18 protein-coding genes are annotated in these 17,247 nt (G+C 65.6%); 7 read left to right on the top strand and 11 right to left on the bottom strand.

The genetic code is table 11. The features are described 5' to 3' along the window. Positions 1-10: 10 nt before the first annotated feature. The 8 genes from ACFWU2_RS01745 to ACFWU2_RS01710 form a co-directional block, all read right to left on the bottom strand. Positions 11-976 (bottom strand): phytoene/squalene synthase family protein, encoded by a 966-nt coding sequence (locus tag ACFWU2_RS01745; RefSeq protein ID WP_378599339.1) that lies wholly within the window; start codon positions 974-976, stop codon positions 11-13. Beyond that, entirely contained in the window at positions 969-2,606 is a 1,638-nt protein-coding gene (crtI, locus tag ACFWU2_RS01740) for a phytoene desaturase family protein (protein WP_378599336.1), read from the bottom strand. Before crtI ends, ACFWU2_RS01745 begins: the two co-directional genes overlap by 8 nt. 97 nt (positions 2,607-2,703) lie before the next feature. After that, complete coding sequence (locus ACFWU2_RS01735; RefSeq protein WP_378599333.1) at positions 2,704-3,522, bottom strand: carotenoid biosynthesis protein; 819 nt, start codon at positions 3,520-3,522, stop codon at positions 2,704-2,706. Positions 3,523-3,616: 94 nt separating this feature from the next. Continuing rightward, positions 3,617-3,787 (bottom strand): hypothetical protein, encoded by a 171-nt coding sequence (locus ACFWU2_RS01730; protein WP_378599330.1) that lies wholly within the window; start codon positions 3,785-3,787, stop codon positions 3,617-3,619. Positions 3,788-4,095: 308 nt separating this feature from the next. Further along, positions 4,096-5,016, bottom strand: a complete 921-nt coding sequence (pucL, locus tag ACFWU2_RS01725; protein ID WP_378599327.1) for a factor-independent urate hydroxylase — start codon at positions 5,014-5,016, stop codon at positions 4,096-4,098. A gap of 3 nt (positions 5,017-5,019) precedes the next feature. Beyond that, on the bottom strand, positions 5,020-5,340 hold the full coding sequence (uraH, locus tag ACFWU2_RS01720) for a hydroxyisourate hydrolase (RefSeq protein WP_378599324.1): 321 nt from the start codon (positions 5,338-5,340) through the stop codon (positions 5,020-5,022). Beyond that, entirely contained in the window at positions 5,337-5,858 is a 522-nt protein-coding gene (gene uraD / locus ACFWU2_RS01715; protein ID WP_378599321.1) for a 2-oxo-4-hydroxy-4-carboxy-5-ureidoimidazoline decarboxylase, read from the bottom strand. The genes uraH and uraD overlap by 4 nt, the downstream gene beginning before the upstream one ends. A 150-nt stretch (positions 5,859-6,008) precedes the next feature. After that, complete coding sequence (locus ACFWU2_RS01710; RefSeq protein ID WP_378599318.1) at positions 6,009-6,935, bottom strand: LysR family transcriptional regulator; 927 nt, start codon at positions 6,933-6,935, stop codon at positions 6,009-6,011. 254 nt (positions 6,936-7,189) lie between these two features. On the opposite strand from ACFWU2_RS01710, the gene ACFWU2_RS01705 reads away from it, so the two are divergent. The 6 genes from ACFWU2_RS01705 (at position 7,190) to ACFWU2_RS01680 (ending at position 13,735) form a co-directional block, all read left to right on the top strand. Beyond that, positions 7,190-9,637: an ATP-binding protein gene (locus ACFWU2_RS01705; protein WP_378599315.1), complete on the top strand. Its 2,448-nt coding sequence runs from the start codon at positions 7,190-7,192 to the stop codon at positions 9,635-9,637. A 199-nt stretch (positions 9,638-9,836) separates the two neighbouring features. Beyond that, positions 9,837-10,748, top strand: coding sequence for a glycine betaine ABC transporter substrate-binding protein (locus tag ACFWU2_RS01700; RefSeq protein ID WP_378599311.1), 912 nt, complete (start codon positions 9,837-9,839; stop codon positions 10,746-10,748). 14 nt (positions 10,749-10,762) lie between these two features. Continuing rightward, positions 10,763-11,869 (top strand): ABC transporter ATP-binding protein, encoded by a 1,107-nt coding sequence (locus ACFWU2_RS01695; protein WP_378599308.1) that lies wholly within the window; start codon positions 10,763-10,765, stop codon positions 11,867-11,869. Continuing rightward, a complete protein-coding gene (locus ACFWU2_RS01690) occupies positions 11,866-12,510 on the top strand; it encodes an ABC transporter permease (protein ID WP_378599305.1) in 645 nt (214 codons plus the stop codon). The genes ACFWU2_RS01695 and ACFWU2_RS01690 overlap by 4 nt, the downstream gene beginning before the upstream one ends. After that, complete coding sequence (locus ACFWU2_RS01685) at positions 12,507-13,181, top strand: ABC transporter permease (protein WP_378599301.1); 675 nt, start codon at positions 12,507-12,509, stop codon at positions 13,179-13,181. The genes ACFWU2_RS01690 and ACFWU2_RS01685 overlap by 4 nt, the downstream gene beginning before the upstream one ends. A 128-nt stretch (positions 13,182-13,309) precedes the next feature. Beyond that, a complete protein-coding gene (locus tag ACFWU2_RS01680) occupies positions 13,310-13,735 on the top strand; it encodes a hypothetical protein (protein ID WP_378599298.1) in 426 nt (141 codons plus the stop codon). 241 nt (positions 13,736-13,976) lie between these two features. On the opposite strand, the gene ACFWU2_RS01675 is transcribed toward ACFWU2_RS01680, so the two are convergent. From ACFWU2_RS01675 to ACFWU2_RS01665, 3 genes are all read right to left on the bottom strand, one after another. After that, a complete protein-coding gene (locus ACFWU2_RS01675; RefSeq protein WP_378599295.1) occupies positions 13,977-14,147 on the bottom strand; it encodes a hypothetical protein in 171 nt (56 codons plus the stop codon). A 104-nt stretch (positions 14,148-14,251) separates the two neighbouring features. Further along, positions 14,252-15,109, bottom strand: a complete 858-nt coding sequence (locus tag ACFWU2_RS01670; protein ID WP_378599292.1) for an alpha/beta fold hydrolase — start codon at positions 15,107-15,109, stop codon at positions 14,252-14,254. A gap of 212 nt (positions 15,110-15,321) precedes the next feature. Next, a complete protein-coding gene (locus ACFWU2_RS01665) occupies positions 15,322-16,611 on the bottom strand; it encodes a glutaminase (protein WP_378599289.1) in 1,290 nt (429 codons plus the stop codon). A gap of 203 nt (positions 16,612-16,814) precedes the next feature. Between ACFWU2_RS01665 and ACFWU2_RS01660 the strand changes: the two genes are divergently transcribed. Beyond that, the gene (locus tag ACFWU2_RS01660) at positions 16,815-17,246 is read left to right on the top strand and encodes a YciI family protein (RefSeq protein WP_378599286.1); all 432 of its coding nucleotides are present in this window, start codon (positions 16,815-16,817) and stop codon (positions 17,244-17,246) included. Position 17,247: the final 1 nt, after the last annotated feature.

Below are 17,247 nucleotides of genomic sequence, written 5' to 3'. Positions count from 1 at the left end.
GCACCGACGGTTAACCCGCACTCTTCGCTGTCTTCGCCCGCGTGCGGAAGGTGGCCCATCCGGCCTCCGCCAATCGTGGCGCGGCGACGGCGAGACGCCTCCGCCGGGAGACGCGTGCCCGCTGATGAAGTACACGATATCCGCCGTCCTCCACCTCCCGGAGAATGTCGCGGTACAGCACGAACGCTGTGCGCATCCCCGGGCGTACCGATCGATCGAGCATGTCGATCCCCGGGTCTGCCTCGCGGTACACCGACCGGGTGTGCGCTATCAGGTGCGCGAGTGCCCGCTCGAGCCTGGCATCGTTCCGGCCGGTCGTCCGGCAGTATCGGAGGAGATCCTCGTCGACACCGAAAGCCTTCAACTCGTCTGTCGGCAGGTAGATCCGGTCGCGGTCGAGATCTTCGCCCATATCCCGGATGAAGTTGGTGAGCTGGAAGGCTTCGCCGAGTGCGGCGGCCGGCCGCGCGGCTTCGTCCCGATCCGTCTCCGTACCCAGGATCGGAAGCATCTGCAGGCCGATGACCGCCGCGGATCCGTACATGTATTCCGACAACTCGTCCATCGTGCGGTAGCGCGGGCGGAACATCACGGTCCCCGGTATGTCCATGCGCATCGAATGCAGGAAGGCATAGAAGTAGCTGTGCGGAATGTCGTACCGCGCAGTGGTATCCACCAGCGCTCCGAGCACAAGATCTGGCCGGCTCAGTCCCAGGGGCGCGCCACCGAAAGCAGCCCGGATCCGATCTTCGAAGGCATCGACCTTCGCGGCGGCCGCCCGATCGGAGTCGACCTCGACGTCGACGACGTCGTCGACCATCCGCGCAAACCCGTAGAGCGCATGCACGCCCGCGCGCTTGGACGCCGGAAGGAGCCTTGTCGCAAGAAAATAGGTCTTCCCGTGGCGCTCGTTCAGTTCGCGGCACACCCGGTACGCCTCATGCAGTCCGGGATCGATTCCGGCGAGTTCACCCATGCTCGAGGACCTCCTCGGAGCGTACCGACTGTGTCACCGCGGCCCGACGGGGCTGCTCGCTCGTCGCCGATCCGGCGATCCGCTCGGCCGCGAGGCGCCCCGACACGAGGACGGTGGGTACTCCGACGCCGGGAGTGGTACCCGAACCCGCCAGCACCACATTGTCCACGCCGCTGACCATGTTCTTGCGCCGGAAAGGTCCGGTCTGGCGGAACACATGGGCCGAGGAGAACGGACTGCCTTCGAGCATGCCCTTGTCGCGCCACGTCTGGGGGGTATCGAGGTGGTCGACCAACATCGCGGCGGTCAGGCCGCGGTAACCCCGCTGCTCCAGGACGATCTGGATCTCACGCATGTAGGGCACGGCGCGGCGGTTCCAGTCGATGGGGGCGGACGCGAGATTCGGGCACGGTGCCAAGATCGACACCGGCTCGCTGGGGACACCGTTACGCACCATCCGCAAGGCGGGGTCGGTCACCGCCGGGCGCGTGATCAGCAACGACGGGTCCTCCATCAACTGTCCACGGCCACGCCCGGCGGTGATACGTGCGAAGGTCTCGGCCCACTGCTCGCCGAAGTCGATGGTGTGGTGTGCGGTCGACGGCCACGACTGCGTGACCTCGGTGGGAACGGTGCCGTGGAATACGACCGCGGACGGCGACACGACGGAATAGCCCCGCTTTCTGCCGCTGCTCGTCACACCGGCCCGATCGAGCAAGCGGTCGACCACCGGGAGGTCCGGGGTGAGGACGAGTGCGTCGCACTCGAAACGGCGACCGTCGGACGTCAGGACCGCCGTCACCCGATCGTTTCGGATCTCCAGCTCCGACACTTCGGCCGAGGTGTGGAGCGCACCGCCGTGACGGGTGAACGCATCCGCCATGGACTCTGCGACAGCCGACATTCCGCCCGCGGGGAAGTAGACCCCGAGCGAGGTGTCCATGTGTGCGATAGCGCCGTACACACCGAGCGCTTTCGACGGGGCGACTCCGGCGTAGAGCGACTGGAAGGTGAAGATCCGGCGTAGCCGATCGTCCCGGACGAACGAGGCGATTCGGGAGCCCAGGCGGCCGAAACCGCCGATCAATGCCAATCTGGCGGTGTCACGCAGCGCCGCGCGCGACCCGACGAGATCGAGAGGTGAATCGAAGTTCGACGCGATGTACCGATCGAACTCCGTATCGAAGATGGTGGCGAGCCAGCGTCGCAGCCGACGATACCCGTCGACTTCACCCGGGCCGCAGACCTTTTCGACTTCGGCGCACATCTCCGTGGGATCGGCGTACACGTCGAGAGCGCTGCCGTCGGCGTAGCGAGCGTGGTAGCTGGGAGAGAGTGCGCTCAGTTCGACTGTGGGCGTCGTGGAATCGAACGATTCGCCGACCGCGGCGAGAGCATCGGAGATCAGGTCCGGCATCGTGAGCACACTGGCGCCGTTGTCGATGGTGTAGAGGGGCCTGCCGGAGTCGTCGTACACCGGGTAGGTACCGACCCGCCCACCCACCGTGTCGTCGCGCTCGAGCACGGTAACGCGTTTACCCGCGCCCGTAAGGTACAGTGCCGCAGCGAGACCGGAGAGTCCTGCCCCCACCACGACCACGGAATCGACGGGCCCGGGGATCGTCTTCATGATCGGCCACCCGTCGGCACGACGGTATCGATTCGGCTGGGTATCGCGCTGGTCATTCCTCGGCTCTTCTCTCCCGGAGCGGGCATAGTCGTTGCGATCATGTCTTCACCGTGGCTTTTCCGGATCGTCGAATGCGCATGGCCACCAACGGGACACCCACGACCCCCATGACACAGAACCCGTAGAGCGCGGAATAGCGCAGTTCGTCGCCCGCGAGCAGGAACGCGTGCGCGAATGCCGATCCGAGCCAGGTCCAGAGGAACAGCACCAGCGGTGCCGCATCCGAGATACGCCGACCACTCGACCGGGGCGACTCGGCCCGTCCTCCGACCCTGTCGACGACGATCGCCATGATCAGGGCGGTAGCGAACCAACCGAGGTAATTGGTGTACGGGATGAACGGAATGCCGGGCAACCCGACGTTGCCCGAGGTCCAGGTCCACTGACCGTCGGTCACCATCTGGGTGTCGAGGTACAGATCCCACCCCACCATCCCGACGGCCACCATGAGGACCCGCCCGAACGCTCGCCTGTCCGGCGGCACCGGGGAATGCCGGAGGACGTAGGACGCCGCACACCAGATCGGATAGAAGCCGGCGGTCCACGCCAAGGGGACCACCGCCGGAACGCCCACGATCTCGGGCCCGAGCCGTCCCGTCGCGTAGAAGTAGCTTCCGAACGGGAACCCTGTCGCAGTGCCGACGATCTCGGACACGAGACCGAGTCCCGCGGTCGAGGCGACCAGCACAACGGCCCACACGGGACCCCGCGTGAAGGCCGCATGCACCACTGATGCGGCGGCAAGCAGGAGCACCACCGCCACGGTGACGGCATCCCTCGACGTGCCGGACACGAGGGGATAGGCGATCTGGGCGAGCAGCGCGCCCGCGACGATCCCCCACACGACGCGGTTCATCGAAGCACGCCGGTCAACTCGTCCTCACGCACGTCCGTGTGGTTCACCCCGACGGCGCTCCCCGTACCGTCGGGCCGATGCGGCAGGACCACGCTCATTGCTGCCGCCGCTCGTCCGGGGTATTCGCGTCCTGACCCGAGTCCTCGACAGGGTCGGCCGACGCGGCGGGATCCACCCGTTGGGCGTCCATGAACATTTGCAGAAATCCGATACCCGACGTGTACGGGCCGTGATGCCGGGGGGAACCGGAGGCCGAAGGGGACATGAGAGGCCTCATCTCACGCCGGCACGACGGTGAGCGACGACGTGTCGAACTCGACCGGCGGGGTGTGAACTGCCGGAAAACCGGCTTCTACCAGTGCGCGCATGTGGGCCACCTCGCCTCGCTGCCACCGTGCCGACGCGTTTCGGAACGGAGACGGTCCGGTACCGTCTGGCAGCGATTCGGAGCCGGGGGACGAACGGATGGGTACGCACCCGAAAAAGCCCCCCGGCCGCCCGGTGACAAAGAAAAGTGACGGTGCGTGCCGCGATTACCGGCACCCACCGCCACTCCGTGACACCCTCACGTCGTCACATCCAGTCGACGAACCGCTCCCACGCGCTTCCCGCCCCGGGTGCGTCCTCCCGCTGAACCGTCGCTTGGATCAGGCCGTAGGGCCGGTCGTCGGCGTGGAATACCTCGTTCGAGTTCGTGACACCGAACCGTTCGAGGTCGTAGACGAAATGATGCTTGTTGGGCGCCGACATGCGAATCTCCGCGATCACCGGGTACTTTTCCAGCACTGCCCGGCCCATCTCGAACAGAGTTTGTTGCAGTGCCTTCGATTGAAGGTTCGCGAAACGCTCGAGCATCGTGGCCTTGATACCTGCGTAGGTGACGTCCCAGTCGACGTCGTCGGTCGTGAATCGCCACTGCGCGACCAGACTGGTTGCCATCACACGGTCGGCAGTCGGTTCCAGGACCGTGTACGGGTCGGTGAGAAATCCCGAGAATTCGGATCCGGTCGACTTGAGTACGACGAGATCCTTGACTCCGCCGATCACCCACTCCCGTCGCTCCGGCCCGGTTCCCTCGACCGTCACCGAAACCGTGCGGACCTCCGGGCCGGTGCGGGTCCACGTGTGATCGTGTTCGACACCGTCGATCGTCACCCGTTGCCACGCGTAGTCGTCGATCTCGACGCGGGCGGCGCGGACGGGTTCGACGTCGGCGACGAAGTGCCGCGCGAGTTCGAGCGCGTAGGTCTCGACGAACTCGACGCCCTTTCTCTTCGCGTACGCGTACACCGTCTGCTTCTGCGTGTCGGTCGGCAGCACCGCCCCTTGGTCGCCCTCGAGGTGTGCCGCGTCGAAGTCTCCGCGTAGGCAGGTCGATACGTTGAGGTCGCGGATCTCGTGGCGGGCGGTGTCCCGATAGATCCGTACGACGCGGTTCTCCGCCTTGCCGTAGCGGTTTTCGCCCAGCACGATCTTTCCGGTCAGTTCACTCACGGGTCAGCTCCCTCGATAGGTGGAGTAGGAAAAGGGCGACAGCAGCAGTGGCACGTGGACTTTGCCTGCTCCGCCGATCCGGAAAGTGACGGCAACTTCCGGGTAGAAGGTCTCGGTGTGCCGACGCGCAAAGTACTCGCCGGTCGCGAAGGTCAGCGTGTACGTACCGGGTTCCAGTGTCGGAACCGGGAATTCGGAAATGCGCCCGTCGTCATCGGTGCGTATTCTCGCGAGTTCCGCTCCGGCGGACGAGAGTGTTACCTCGACTCCGGAGGCCGGCGCTCCGCGCGTAGCGTCGAGAACGTGGGTGCTGACGGTGCTCACCGCACACCTTCCTTTCCTGATTCGACGGAGTCGTCGGTGACGAGCAACTCGAGTCTCGATCGGTTGATCTCGGCAAGCGCCGCTCGCGTCTCACGCCACTCGGTCTCGGAATCGTGAGTGAGGCGGCGCTGCAGAATCGACAGGAGTTCGTCCGCGGATCGCCCCGCGGCACGCACGAGGTACACGTGCCCGAAACGCTCCTCGTACAGGCGGTTACCTGCCACCAGCGCATCGCGGATATGTGAATCGGCGCTAGCCACGGATGCCTGCTCGCGCTTCGACGAGGCGTGGTCCGAGCGTTCACCGATCCGTGGGTGTCCCGCGAGAGCTTCGGCGAGGTCGTCCCGAGTAAGCGCCGCTGTCACTTCATCTGATGCGCGCAGCAGTGCGGCGCGATTCAGGTAGGGGCGCCCTTGCACAAGTCGCTCGGTCCATGTCCTGCTGGAACAGCACTCGGACAGGGCTGCGGTTGCGTCACGGGCACAGAGCGCATCGAAGTCGGCACAGGTGTACGGCACGGCACTCCTCTCTCTCGCCACCACGATCGCGGATGGAGGGAGCCGGCGGTGCCGTACGCGCTACAAACTTCCCGAGACGTGGTCTCGAGTCGTTTGGACGATCCGACAAACGGGGATCGGGGGGAAAGAATTCGTGGCCGGGGGCCTCGATCAGGCCGGTGCCCCGACGGGAACACGTAGTCGCTGCGACGCGTCGATTTGGGCACGAAGCCACACGTGGGCGGGATCGGATTCGGATTCCTCGTGCCAGACCGCATATTCGCAGAGCGGAGGCAGTTCGAAGGCGGGCTCGAGAATCCGCAGGGACGCGGCCCCCGCGATTCGTTCGGCCATTCTTTCGGGCAGGAGCGTGACGAACACGGTGTGTTCGAGCGCGAAGGGGAGCACCGCGATGCTCGTCGTGGACGCCCCCGTCCGTGTCACGATCCCGGCGCGCAACAACGCCCGTGCCAGAGCCGTGTCGTCGTCGTACTGCAGATACGACAGGAACGGATAGTGGGAGAGCACGTCGCGGTTCAGTTCCGTCCCGCTGTACGGATGCGCGGACCAGACGGCGCCTACGTATCTGTCGGTCAGGACGGCGGTGCGCCGGCATCGTTCGAACTCGGGTGCGTCGAGAAGGTGGTCCGGCAGCACCGCGAGGTCTGTTTCGTGCCGGTGGAATGCTGCGAGGGAAGCCTTGGTGAGGGGGCGCAGATCGAATCGCACGTTGGCCGGGTGCCCCCGCCGCATGAGCATGCGGAGCAACGTGACCTCGGCGTAATCGCCTGTCATGAGCGTGAACACGCGTGAATCCACGGTCGGATCGAAGGTCGGTTCGGAGAGTACCGACCGTTCCAGCGTGTGCAATACGCTCCGCAGGGGCCCGATGAGGGCCTGCGCCCGCGGAGTGAGACGCAACGTGCGGCCGTTCTTCACCAGCAGTGGGTCGTCGAACTGCTTCCGCAGACGGGCGAGCGCCGTGCTCGTCGCCGGCTGCGACATGTTCAGTCGTTCGGCCGCGCGGGTCACGTTGCACTCGGAGAGCAGCACGTCGAGGACGACAAGCAGGTTGAGATCCACCCGCCTCAAGTCCACTCGTCACCCCCCTTTCCGAAACCCGGCGTAACGGCAATATCCGGCGGGATCGTAACCCACCACCGTTGCCTATATCTAAAGATGTATAGCAGCTATCCGAGTTACTTTTCGATCTTGTAAGCCGGTCGTACGACACTTACGCTGACCCACGTCCTGACGGCGGCGGACCCGTGTTTCGCCCTGGCCCATGTGATTTGTCATTTGCTTCGGCCGGCCGACCGGTGTACGTACAAGAGAGGTTCGGGCCGAACACGATGAGTCTCAAACAGCAGTTCCAGCAGTATTCCCCCGAGAATTGGCGCCTCTGGCGCAAGGTCACCGCCGTCGTGGCGGTCCCCATCATCGCCGCCGCGCTTTTCGGATCGCTCCGCGTCGTCAGCCTGTTCGAGGATTCCCGCCACTTCAGCACTGCTGCGGAGCAGGTGTCTATTCTGCCGATGTTCGCCGAATACAGCACCGGCGTCGCGGGTGCCGCGGCCGCGACGATCATCGGGTTGCCCACCGACAACGGTGCGACGATCGCGCGGGAAGCCGAGGCGGTCCTCACCGACCAGATCGCGAACATCAGCCTCGAGCCCGAGATCAAAGCAGCATTGAACAAGGTGCTCGCCGAAGGAAACAGCCTGCTCGACAGCGCTGTCGCCGGATCGATGGCACCCGTGGTCGCCAGCGAGCGCGCACAGGCGTTCATCAGCCGCGTGAGTTCGGTGTTCCGTGCCGCGTCCTCCACCGCGCCCGAACCCGATGTCCTCCAGGAAAGCGCCACCCTCCTCGACATGTGGACGACCCAGTGGACGCTGCTCGACCAGGTCGTCGCGTACTCCGCACTGGGCACCGGCACCGAAGGCGCCCTCCTGATGTGGACGAACGCACTCGGCGTCGACGCAGCTCAGATGTCGATCCTCCGGGAAACCGTCGAGTCCAACCCCAACATTGCCGACACGAGTTCGCTCGACGCGCTCGTCGCGGAACTGGACAATCGCCGCAACTTGACGGCGAACCTGGACAGCGCCAGCGGTGACACCGGAGCGCTCCGCAACTCGATCTTCACCAGCCTCATGGTCTACATCGAGGAAGTCCGCGACTCCGCCGCCCGCATCGTCAGCCTCCTCGACAACCATGCCAGCGAAGCTCGCACCGAAGCACTCAAGAACGCCATCGGAATTGCGATCGTGCTGGCCGTCGCCTTGGGCCTCGCCGTGATGGTCGCCTTCTCGATCGTGCGCCCGCTTCGCCGCCTCCGAAACGACACGCTTCTTGCCGCAGAGCAAAGCCTGCCCGAGGCCATCGCCGCCATCAAGGACGGCGCAGAAATCGGTACGGTGTCACTCCCTCCGGTCAGCGTTCACTCGAAGGAAGAAATCGGCGAGGTCGCCCGCGCCGTGGACACCATGAACGAGGGCGCGCTGCGGCTTGCCGGTGAGCAGGCCCAGTTGCGCCGGCAGGTCAACGAGATGCTCGAAACGCTGGCGCGTCGCAACAAGACCCTCGTCGAGCAGCAGCTGTCGCTCATCGACTCGCTCGAGCACGAGGAACGTGACCCCACGCGTCTGCAGAACCTGTTCGCGCTCGACCACCTCGCGGCCCGTATGCGTCGCACCGGCGACTCGTTGCTCGTCCTCGCAGGCACCCGGCAGCGAATGGGACGAATCCCGGACACCCCGCTCGGTGACGTGCTCCGTGCCGCAGTCTCGCAGGTCGAGAACTACCAGCGCGTGAACGTCGGAAACGCACCGGAGGGTTCGCTCCTCGGTACCGCCGTGACGGACGTCGTCCACATGGTTGCCGAACTCCTCGACAACGCACTGCGAGCCTCACCGCCGGAAAGCACCGTGGCGTTCGCGTTCTCGCGTGCCGTCGACGGCGGCCTGTTGCTCGAGATCGCCGACCGCGGAATCGGTATCCCCGCGGACGAACTCGCCGAGATCAACGAGCGGCTGGCGACGGACAGTGAAGCCGGCTCCGGCGCGGCTCGTCGCATGGGCCTGTTCGTGGTCGCGCGACTGGCTCACCGTCACGGGATCACCGTGCGGTTGCGTCCGACGTTCGACTCTTCGACCAACTCCGGCGTCACCGCGAGCCTCTACCTGCCGCTCCGTCTGCTCAAGGGTGTCGGCAACCAGTCCGACCCGTTCCAGATCGACCGCCCGCGCCGACTTCCTCTTCCGGCCGGAGAGACGACGACCGAGTACACAGATCAGTACGACCAGCGTCCTTCCCACAATCCCAACGGTGGCGAGGCGTTTGCCGGAGCAACTCAGAACGGCGACGAAGCGTATGCGTCGGCGGGCAGGAACGGCAGCGAGGCGTACACCGGTGCCACCCAGAACGGCAACGAGGTATCCAGGGCGGGCAACAACTCGTACGCCGGATACGAAGCGCCCAGCAACGACAACTACACCGGGTACGAGCAAAGCAACAACGACACGTACTCCGGATACGAGCAGAACAACAACGACAACTACACCGGGTACGACCAGAACAACAACGACACGTACTCCGGATACGAACAGAACAACAACGACAACTACACCGGGTACGACCAGAACAACAACGACACGTACTCCGGCGCGCCGGTGGAGAATCCGTGGGAGCGCCCGTTACCGCCGAGCGGCAACCCCGGTTCCGCACCCGGTACGAGTCCCGGAATCCGGCGCGGACAACTGCACGAACGATGGGTCTCGCGAAACAACGGTGAGTGATCCCGCGCGGTGGCTTCCATCGTGAGAGACGGACACTCCACCTGAACGGTGGGACACAGTACGGCGAGAGACGCCGGGCGACCATTCGGTCGCCCGGCGTTTTCTCTTCGATAGCCACGAGGCCCGGATCGGTGACAAATCAGGCAGTGCCGCGGGGGAGCGCGTTAGAGTCGACACGCCGACCGCCGAGGAGACCCACGTGAAAGCTTTCGTTCGCACTGCCATAGTTGTCGCCACCGCCGCCTTGGCGGTGACCGGATGTTCCGGGAACAATGCCGACGATCCGCTCGCGTCCGAGTCCGGCGAGGGCGGCACCATCGTCGTCGGTTCGGCGAACTTTCCCGAAAACGTGCTCCTCGCGGAGATCTACGCGCAGGCGCTCGAGGGGAGTGGCGCCGAGGTGACGCGCCAGTTCAACATCGGTAGCCGCGAGATCTACTACGACCAGGTCGCTTCGGGAGCCATCACCGTACTGCCCGAGTACAACGGAGCACTACTCGCCCGCGTCGATCCCGAGAGCACTGCGGCCACCACAGAGGATGTCAATACGGCTCTGGCCGAGTCACTTCCGGAAGGTCTCTCCATCCTCGCGTCGGCGCCGGGGGAGAACAAGGACGCGCTCGTCGTCACAGAGGAGACCGCGGATCGCTACAACCTGACGACCATCGCCGATCTCGCCCCGGTTGCAGGCGAACTCGCCCTCGGCGGACCGCCCGAGTTCGAGACACGACGGCAGGGAGTCGTCGGTCTCCGGGACGTCTACGGCGTCGAGTTCCAGAAGTTCGTGCCGACCGACACGGGCGGGCCGATCACCATCCGGGCGCTCGGAGACAACACCATCCAGGTTGCGAACATCTTCACCACCGATCCGTCTCTCAGTACCGAACCGTTTGTGGCGCTGGAGGATCCGGAATCCGTATTCGGAGCACAGAACGTGACGCCGCTCGTCCACCGGGAAGATCTCACCGACGAGAACGTCGCCACGCTCGACGCTGTGTCCGAGAACCTCACCACCGACGTTCTCATCGAGTTGGTGGGCCAGGTTGTCACCGAGGGCCGCGACATCGACGTCGTCGCCGAAGAGTGGTTGCAGGACAACGGCATCAACTGAAGGCCGGGTGCTCCGTGATCACTTTCGATAATGTGCAGAAGCAGTACCCCGACGGGACCGTGGCAGTCGACGGACTGTCCCTCGAGGTGCCCACCGGCACGCTCACTGTGCTGGTGGGTCCGTCCGGATGCGGTAAGACCACCTCGCTGCGCATGATCAACCGGATGGTGGATCCGACCGCCGGACGCGTCCTGGTCAACGGCGAGGACGTGCGATCCCAGGATCCGCAGACCCTCCGGCGCGGGATCGGGTACGTCATTCAGCACGCCGGATTGTTTCCGCATCGGACCGTCGTCGACAACGTCGCGACGGTGCCGCGACTGATGGGGGCGTCACGGAAGCAGGCCCAGGCGACCGCCATGGAGGTCCTGCACCGCGTCGGACTTGGAGACGAGTTGGCGCGCCGCTACCCGGCGCAACTGTCCGGGGGCCAGCAGCAACGGGTCGGCGTGGCCCGCGCACTCGCTGCCGATCCGCCGATTCTCCTGATGGACGAGCCCTTTTCGGCGGTGGACCCGGTCGTCCGGAAGGAGTTGCAGCAGGAGTTATTGCGCCTGCAATCGGTACTCGCCAAGACCATCGTCCTCGTCACCCACGACATCGACGAAGCCATCACCCTCGGCGACCGGGTCGCCGTGTTGCGACCGGGTGGGGTGCTCGCCCAATACGCGACTCCCGAAGAACTTCTCGGCGACCCGGCGGACGACTTCGTTGCCGGCTTCCTGGGCGTCGACCGCGGGGTTCGGTTGCTGTCGTTCTTTTCCACGGCCGGTCTGCCGCTGCAGACGGACAGGATCACGTCCACCGGAGACATGCCGATGCGGGATGGCGACGGCCGGTGGATGCTCGTCGTCGACGACGAGAAACGACCGGTCGGCTGGCGCGATCCGCATACCTCCGATTCCTCCGCCACCCTCGTGCCGGCCGGACGGGGATTCGTGCCGGGAAAGGACCCTCTGCGCGTGGCGCTGGACGCTGCGGTGTTGTCGCCCTGTGGTTTCGCAGTCGCGGTCGACGAGGACGGGCGGACGCTGGGCGTCGTGAGCAGTGAAGAGGTGACCGCTGTCGTGCGCCGGGAACACCGGCAGCGCACCGACTCGCCGGTACGGAAACAGCCGTGAGTCTCCGGATCCCGGGTTACCTCGGCACGTTCTGGGAACTGCTGTCGGATCACCTGGTGATGGCGCTCGGTGCGTCCTTCCTGGGACTGGTGGTCGCGCTCCCGCTCGGCCTGGTATGCGTGCGGTGGCCACGGTCGTACCCATCGGTTCTGGCGATTTCGAGTGTGCTGTACTCGATTCCGTCGCTCGCGTTCTTCGTCCTGCTCATCGCATTCACCGGCATCAGCCGCACGACCGTGATCCTGCCGCTCGCCGTGTACGCCCTCGCGGGGCTCATTCCGAACGTGGTCGACGGTCTACGCGGGATCCCCGACAGTGTGCGGCAATCCGCGATCGCGATGGGATTCTCAGGCCCCCGCCGGCTGCTCACTGTGGACCTGCCGATCGCGCTGCCGGCGGTCATCGCGGGCTTACGGGTCGCGGTGGTCGCCAACATCAGCATGGTGAGTGTCGGGGCGCTGATCGGAATGGGCGCATTCGGGTCGCTCTTCACCGCCTCCGTGCAACTCGACCGACTCGATCTCGCGTTGATCGGGATCGCGGTGATCGTCGTGATGGCACTCGTCGCCGACGCGGTACTGGTACTCGCACAGTGGCTCGCCACCCCGTGGCTGCACCGATCGGCAGGAGCGACCCGGTGACGACGCTGTGGTACTACCTCGTCGACTATTTCGGTAACGGCGCGAACTGGTCGGGGCCGTCCGGGATCCCTGCCCGTCTCCTCGAACACTTCGGTTACACGTTCCTGGCGTTCGTCCTGACCGTCCTGCTCGCGCTGCCCCTGGGGCTGTGGACCGGGCACACCGGTCGCGGCGGAATCCTGATGACCCTCCTCGCCAATGCCGCGCGGGCACTTCCGACGTACGGGCTGCTCGTGCTGCTGGTCGTGCTCTACGGCATCGGGCTCGTCCCGATTCTGGTTCCGCTCGTCGCGCTCGCGGTGCCGCCGGTGCTGCTCAACTCCTACGAGGGGATCCGGGGTGTCGACCCCGCTCTCACGGATGCGGCGCGGGGGATGGGCATGACCCGGATGCAGGTGCTCCTCCGTGCGCAGCTACCGGTGGCGCTGCCTCTGATCCTCGTGGGCATGCGCACCGCAGCGGTCCAGATCGTCGCGACCGCGACCATTGCGGCATCGGTGAGTTTCGGTGGCGTCGGCAGGCCGATCGTGGATGGCCTCGCCCGGAGCGACTATGCACTCGTCGTGGGAGGCGCCGCCCTCGCCGCCGTGTGTTCTCTCGTCGTCCTCGGGATTTTCGCGGTGTTGTACCGCGTGCTGGTCTCGGAGGGCGTGCGGGCCTCGACGGGATGATCGCGGGCCGTCCGCGCGGCTGCGGGTGCCGCCGGCCGTGTCGGACTCCGGGTGCACACTTTCCGGACAGACACGGAGACAGGAACGGGACCTTCGCCCCGCCGCGTCGTCGAGGAGGCGCAGTTGCGATGTATACGAGCGGTGAAGCGCATTTCAGCTGGACATCGCGGCGCGTGATGCTCCCGGAGGATGAAGGGCACGGCCGTTCCGACGTGGCGCCGGATGCGTCGGGCGTGACACTGGATCGGATGCTCCCGGGGTCCCGCCTGATGGCCTGCCGCGATGTCGAACAGGAGAGGGAGTACGTCGCGCTCGCCGTCGGCGAGGTGGACGGCGGTGAGGACGTACCGGTCCGGGTTGTAGAAGAAGAGCGGCTACTGCTGCACGGACCCCGAAGCGACCTCGGTCCGGAGATTCTGGTGGGCGCGGAGGACGACGACCTCGACGACCGAGAGCTGACGCGCCAACTTCTCGACGGTGGCCCTCTGCGCAGTTTGCTGGCCCGTACAGGTGCCCAGTCGGTGGCTGTGACGTGTGCGAGCGCCCACTTCTGACCGGACCCGACACGTGCCGTACGGCGACATCTCATACCGCACGAAACGGTCTAGCGGCTTTCGCGTGACTTTTCGTGATCTTCCATTACGGTTTATACAGCCCGCAGAGCGGGGACACTCACATCGTGGTACGACGTGTCGTGTTGCTAGCTGCGGCGCCGGACTGAGGCACGCCCGTCGGGGGCAGTCCGGCGCCGCAACTTTGCTACCGAATCAGCCACCGTGACGATTCGGGCCGATGCTAGGCGCGACCGGCGAGACCTCCTGCGTGATCGCCCTCGTCACCCCACGCGCGCAGCGCGGACACGGTGACGCGAAGCGAATCCTCGGAGGTTGCCGGGTTCGCGGGCTCGGCCCCGCCCGAATCGGGCTTGACACGGCCCGCTACGGGAAACAGCGAAGAAAACAGCATGATCGACCTTCCGTCCGTGCCGTGGGTCCTCAATGGGTGTACCACCGGCCCGCACACTTTTGAACGCGACGTAGATCACACTTCGCTGTTTTCGTGCCCGATGCTCACGAGCGCGGGGCAAAGACCCCTTCGGCGAGCCGAGCGGGCGCTTCGACCGCGAGGAGATGCCCGGCACCGGGAACCACCTGAAGGTCGATCGACATATCCTCGGCGAGCTTGCGCAGGGACGACAGCTGGATCAGCGGATCCTGCTCGCCGACCACGATCTCGACCGCGCGGCCGCGCCAGCGCTGAAGTACCGACCGTCCTATCCGCGGCAGGCCGGTCAGCGAGGTGCAATACGCACCGACGCGGCACGACCAGCGCAAAGTCGGATCGTCGGGCTGGTAGCCGCCCCCGGCCAGGGCCTGTAGGTAACGCTGGGTGTTCTCGAGATTCGGCTCGTTCCGCCACTGCAACCCGGGAATGAGCGCGCGATGCCACCGGGCGCGCGGCACCAGTCCCAGGGGCGCCGCGAGGACCAGCTTCTCCACTCGGTCCACGTCGGCTGCGGCTGCCGCGACAGATGCCGACCAGCCCAGGCCGATAACCGGGGCGCTCGCTACTCCGAGCGCGTCGAAGACCTCCATCAGCCAGCGGCCGTACGCCGCGTGGATCTCCGCCGCGGGCCGGGTACGGGCACTCCCGCCGGGCAGGCCGGGAAGATCGACGAGGATGGCCCGGCGTGAGTCGTCCAGTTGCTCGGCGAGGACACGCAGGCCGGCAGCCGGAAGGTCCCCGCCGGCCAGAACGATGATCGGCCGCGCGGTGGGCGCGCCGACGCTCAGGATGTACGTCTCGCCCAGGGACGTGCGCGCGATATGTTCGTCGACCGGCCGGGACCAGTGCGACAGCATGCCTGCGCACGCGGAGTGGATGACACTGTCGTCACCGGGGCAACGGTACGGGGATCGGGTGAGCATCCGAGTCACCCGCCCAACCCGGCTGAGCCGGGCACGACGACATGTTCACAGGTGAACAGCATTGGCTGAATCTTCTCTCGTAGGCACGACATCTCTTCGCCGACCTTGCGGCACACCGGACGACACCGTAGCTCACTCCTCAGCGTCCACGCCACCATCGGCACGGACATTCCTTCCGGCGCGATCTCATATGCCCCTCGGGTCCCTCTGGTTCACTCCGGGGAGGCGGCGGATTCCTGCCGCAGCTCGTCGAGCGAGGTGAACACCCGCGGACGGTAGCCGTCGCCGGCGTCGGGATCGGGCAACTGCTCCTCGGGATCTACCAGCGCAACGTCGATTCCGTCGAGGTGCAGTCGCCGGATCGCCTCGAGCAGCATCCTGCGGCCTACCGGGAGAACGGCACGTACCAGCGTGAGATCGAACACCGCGCGCTGCGTCTCGACGGGTTCCTCGACGAGTGCCCGCACGACGCCTTCCGCGTTCGTGAAATGGATGTCACCGTGGAGTTCGAGAAAGGTGAAAGCCTCACTGCCCTCACCTATGACGGCGCGGCGCCGCAGTACCGAGCGCGAGACGATCGGCGCCTCCATGAGGTGCAGATTCATATCGTGCGACAAACGTTCGAAGGCTTCGACGCCGCGAACACTGGTGCCGTGCTCGTCCAGTCGCGGCGAATACACCGCAATGCCCAACTGCCCCGGCAGAATTCCGATGATTCCGCCGGAAATACCGCTTTTCGCGGGGATACCGACGGTCGAGAGCCAGTCGCCGGCCGCGTCGTACATTCCGCACGTCGCCATCACGGAGAGCACCTGCCGGACGACGGACCGGGAAAAGATCCGCTCGCCCGTCCGTGGCTGGACTCCTCCGCCCGCGAGCGTGGCGGCCATCATCGCGAGATCGGCTGTGGTGACCTTCACGGAGCATTGCCCGACGTATCCGGCGACGATGTCGTCCGGGTCGTCCGGGAAGATCTCGTAGTTGCGCAAGAGGTTCGCGATTGCGACATTTCGGAAGGATGCGCCCAGTTCGGACGCCGCGATGTCGTCGTCGACCTCGAGATCGCGCCCCGCAAGGGACGACAGCAGATCGCGGATCGCACGAATGCGGTATTCGGGCGTTTTGTTCTCGCCCACCAGTGCGTGAGCGGTGAGCGCCCCCGCGTTGATCATGGGGTTGAGTGGACGTCCGGTATCTCGCTGAAGCGAGATTTCGTTGAAAGCCTCACCCGACGGTTCGACGCCGATCGCGTCGAGTACCCGCTCGAAGCCACGCTCCTCGAGAGCAAGGCCGTAGACGAAGGGTTTGGAGATCGACTGGATGCTGAACTCGGTGTCGTCGTCGCCGACCGAATACGTCACGCCCTCCGCGGTGACCAGAGAAATCGCGAAGCGGTCGGGATCCGCATTTTTCAGCTCGGGGATGTGATCGGACGTCGCGCCCTTTCCCTCGGAACACACGGAGAGAACTTCGGTCAGGTAATCCGGCAGAGGTGAACGCATCGGTCCATCGTCGCGCATCCTCGCCGATCCGATCGTCCGCCCCGCTCCCGGCAACGGTGTGACGGGGGTCGTCCGCGTCGCGACAACCGCCCACGAACGCAAGGTGCCCGAAAAAATCCACGGTGTTGTCGATCGATAACCGGCCTGTTCGACGTATAGGTTGAGGAGATCGACACGCGGTCTCCGAGTCGAAGGAGAATCCCATGAAATACATGCTCGTAATGCGCGACACCGACGCCGCCATCGAAGCGTCGAAGAATATCGACTTCAACGAGATCCTCAACGCGATGGGCCGGTACAACGAGTCTCTGATCAAGGCCGGCGTCCTCCTCGCGGGTGAAGGATTGTCCGACCCGGAGGAAGGATTCGTCGTCGATTTCGACTCCGATCCGCCCTTGGTCACCGACGGCCCGTACGGGGAAACCAAGGAACTGTTCAACGGGTTCTGGATCATCCAGACGTCGAGCAAGGAAGAGGCCGCCGAGTGGGCGAAACGCTGCCCGCTCGGACCGGGGTCCAAGCTCGAGGTGCGCCGGGTCAACGCGGCCGAGGAGTTCGATCAGGACAACGAATACGTCCGCAAGGAAGCCGAATGGCGCGAGCAGTTGGGCACCGACAAGCCGGTGGTCGGCTGAC

The sequence above is a fragment of the Rhodococcus sp. NPDC058639 genome (assembly GCF_042717545.1).
In the GTDB taxonomy this organism is placed as follows: Bacteria; Actinomycetota; Actinomycetes; order Mycobacteriales; family Mycobacteriaceae; genus Rhodococcus.
This window is presented reverse-complemented; position numbering and strand designations above follow the sequence as displayed.

Bases quoted from the DNA above. Each gene is read 5' to 3' on its own strand.
- ACFWU2_RS01660 (WP_378599286.1), top strand. From the start codon at position 16,815: ATGAAATACATGCTCGTAATGCGCGACACCGACGCCGCCATCGAAGCG.
- ACFWU2_RS01675 (WP_378599295.1), bottom strand. From the start codon at position 14,147: ATGCTGTTTTCTTCGCTGTTTCCCGTAGCGGGCCGTGTCAAGCCCGAT.
- ACFWU2_RS01705 (WP_378599315.1), top strand. From the start codon at position 7,190: ATGAGTCTCAAACAGCAGTTCCAGCAGTATTCCCCCGAGAATTGGCGC.
- ACFWU2_RS01730 (WP_378599330.1), bottom strand. From the start codon at position 3,787: ATGTCCCCTTCGGCCTCCGGTTCCCCCCGGCATCACGGCCCGTACACG.
- ACFWU2_RS01745 (WP_378599339.1), bottom strand. From the start codon at position 976: ATGGGTGAACTCGCCGGAATCGATCCCGGACTGCATGAGGCGTACCGG.
- ACFWU2_RS01735 (WP_378599333.1), bottom strand. From the start codon at position 3,522: ATGAACCGCGTCGTGTGGGGGATCGTCGCGGGCGCGCTGCTCGCCCAG.
- ACFWU2_RS01680 (WP_378599298.1), top strand. From the start codon at position 13,310: ATGTATACGAGCGGTGAAGCGCATTTCAGCTGGACATCGCGGCGCGTG.
- crtI (WP_378599336.1), bottom strand. From the start codon at position 2,606: ATGAAGACGATCCCCGGGCCCGTCGATTCCGTGGTCGTGGTGGGGGCA.
- ACFWU2_RS01670 (WP_378599292.1), bottom strand. From the start codon at position 15,109: ATGCTCACCCGATCCCCGTACCGTTGCCCCGGTGACGACAGTGTCATC.
- ACFWU2_RS01665 (WP_378599289.1), bottom strand. From the start codon at position 16,611: ATGCGTTCACCTCTGCCGGATTACCTGACCGAAGTTCTCTCCGTGTGT.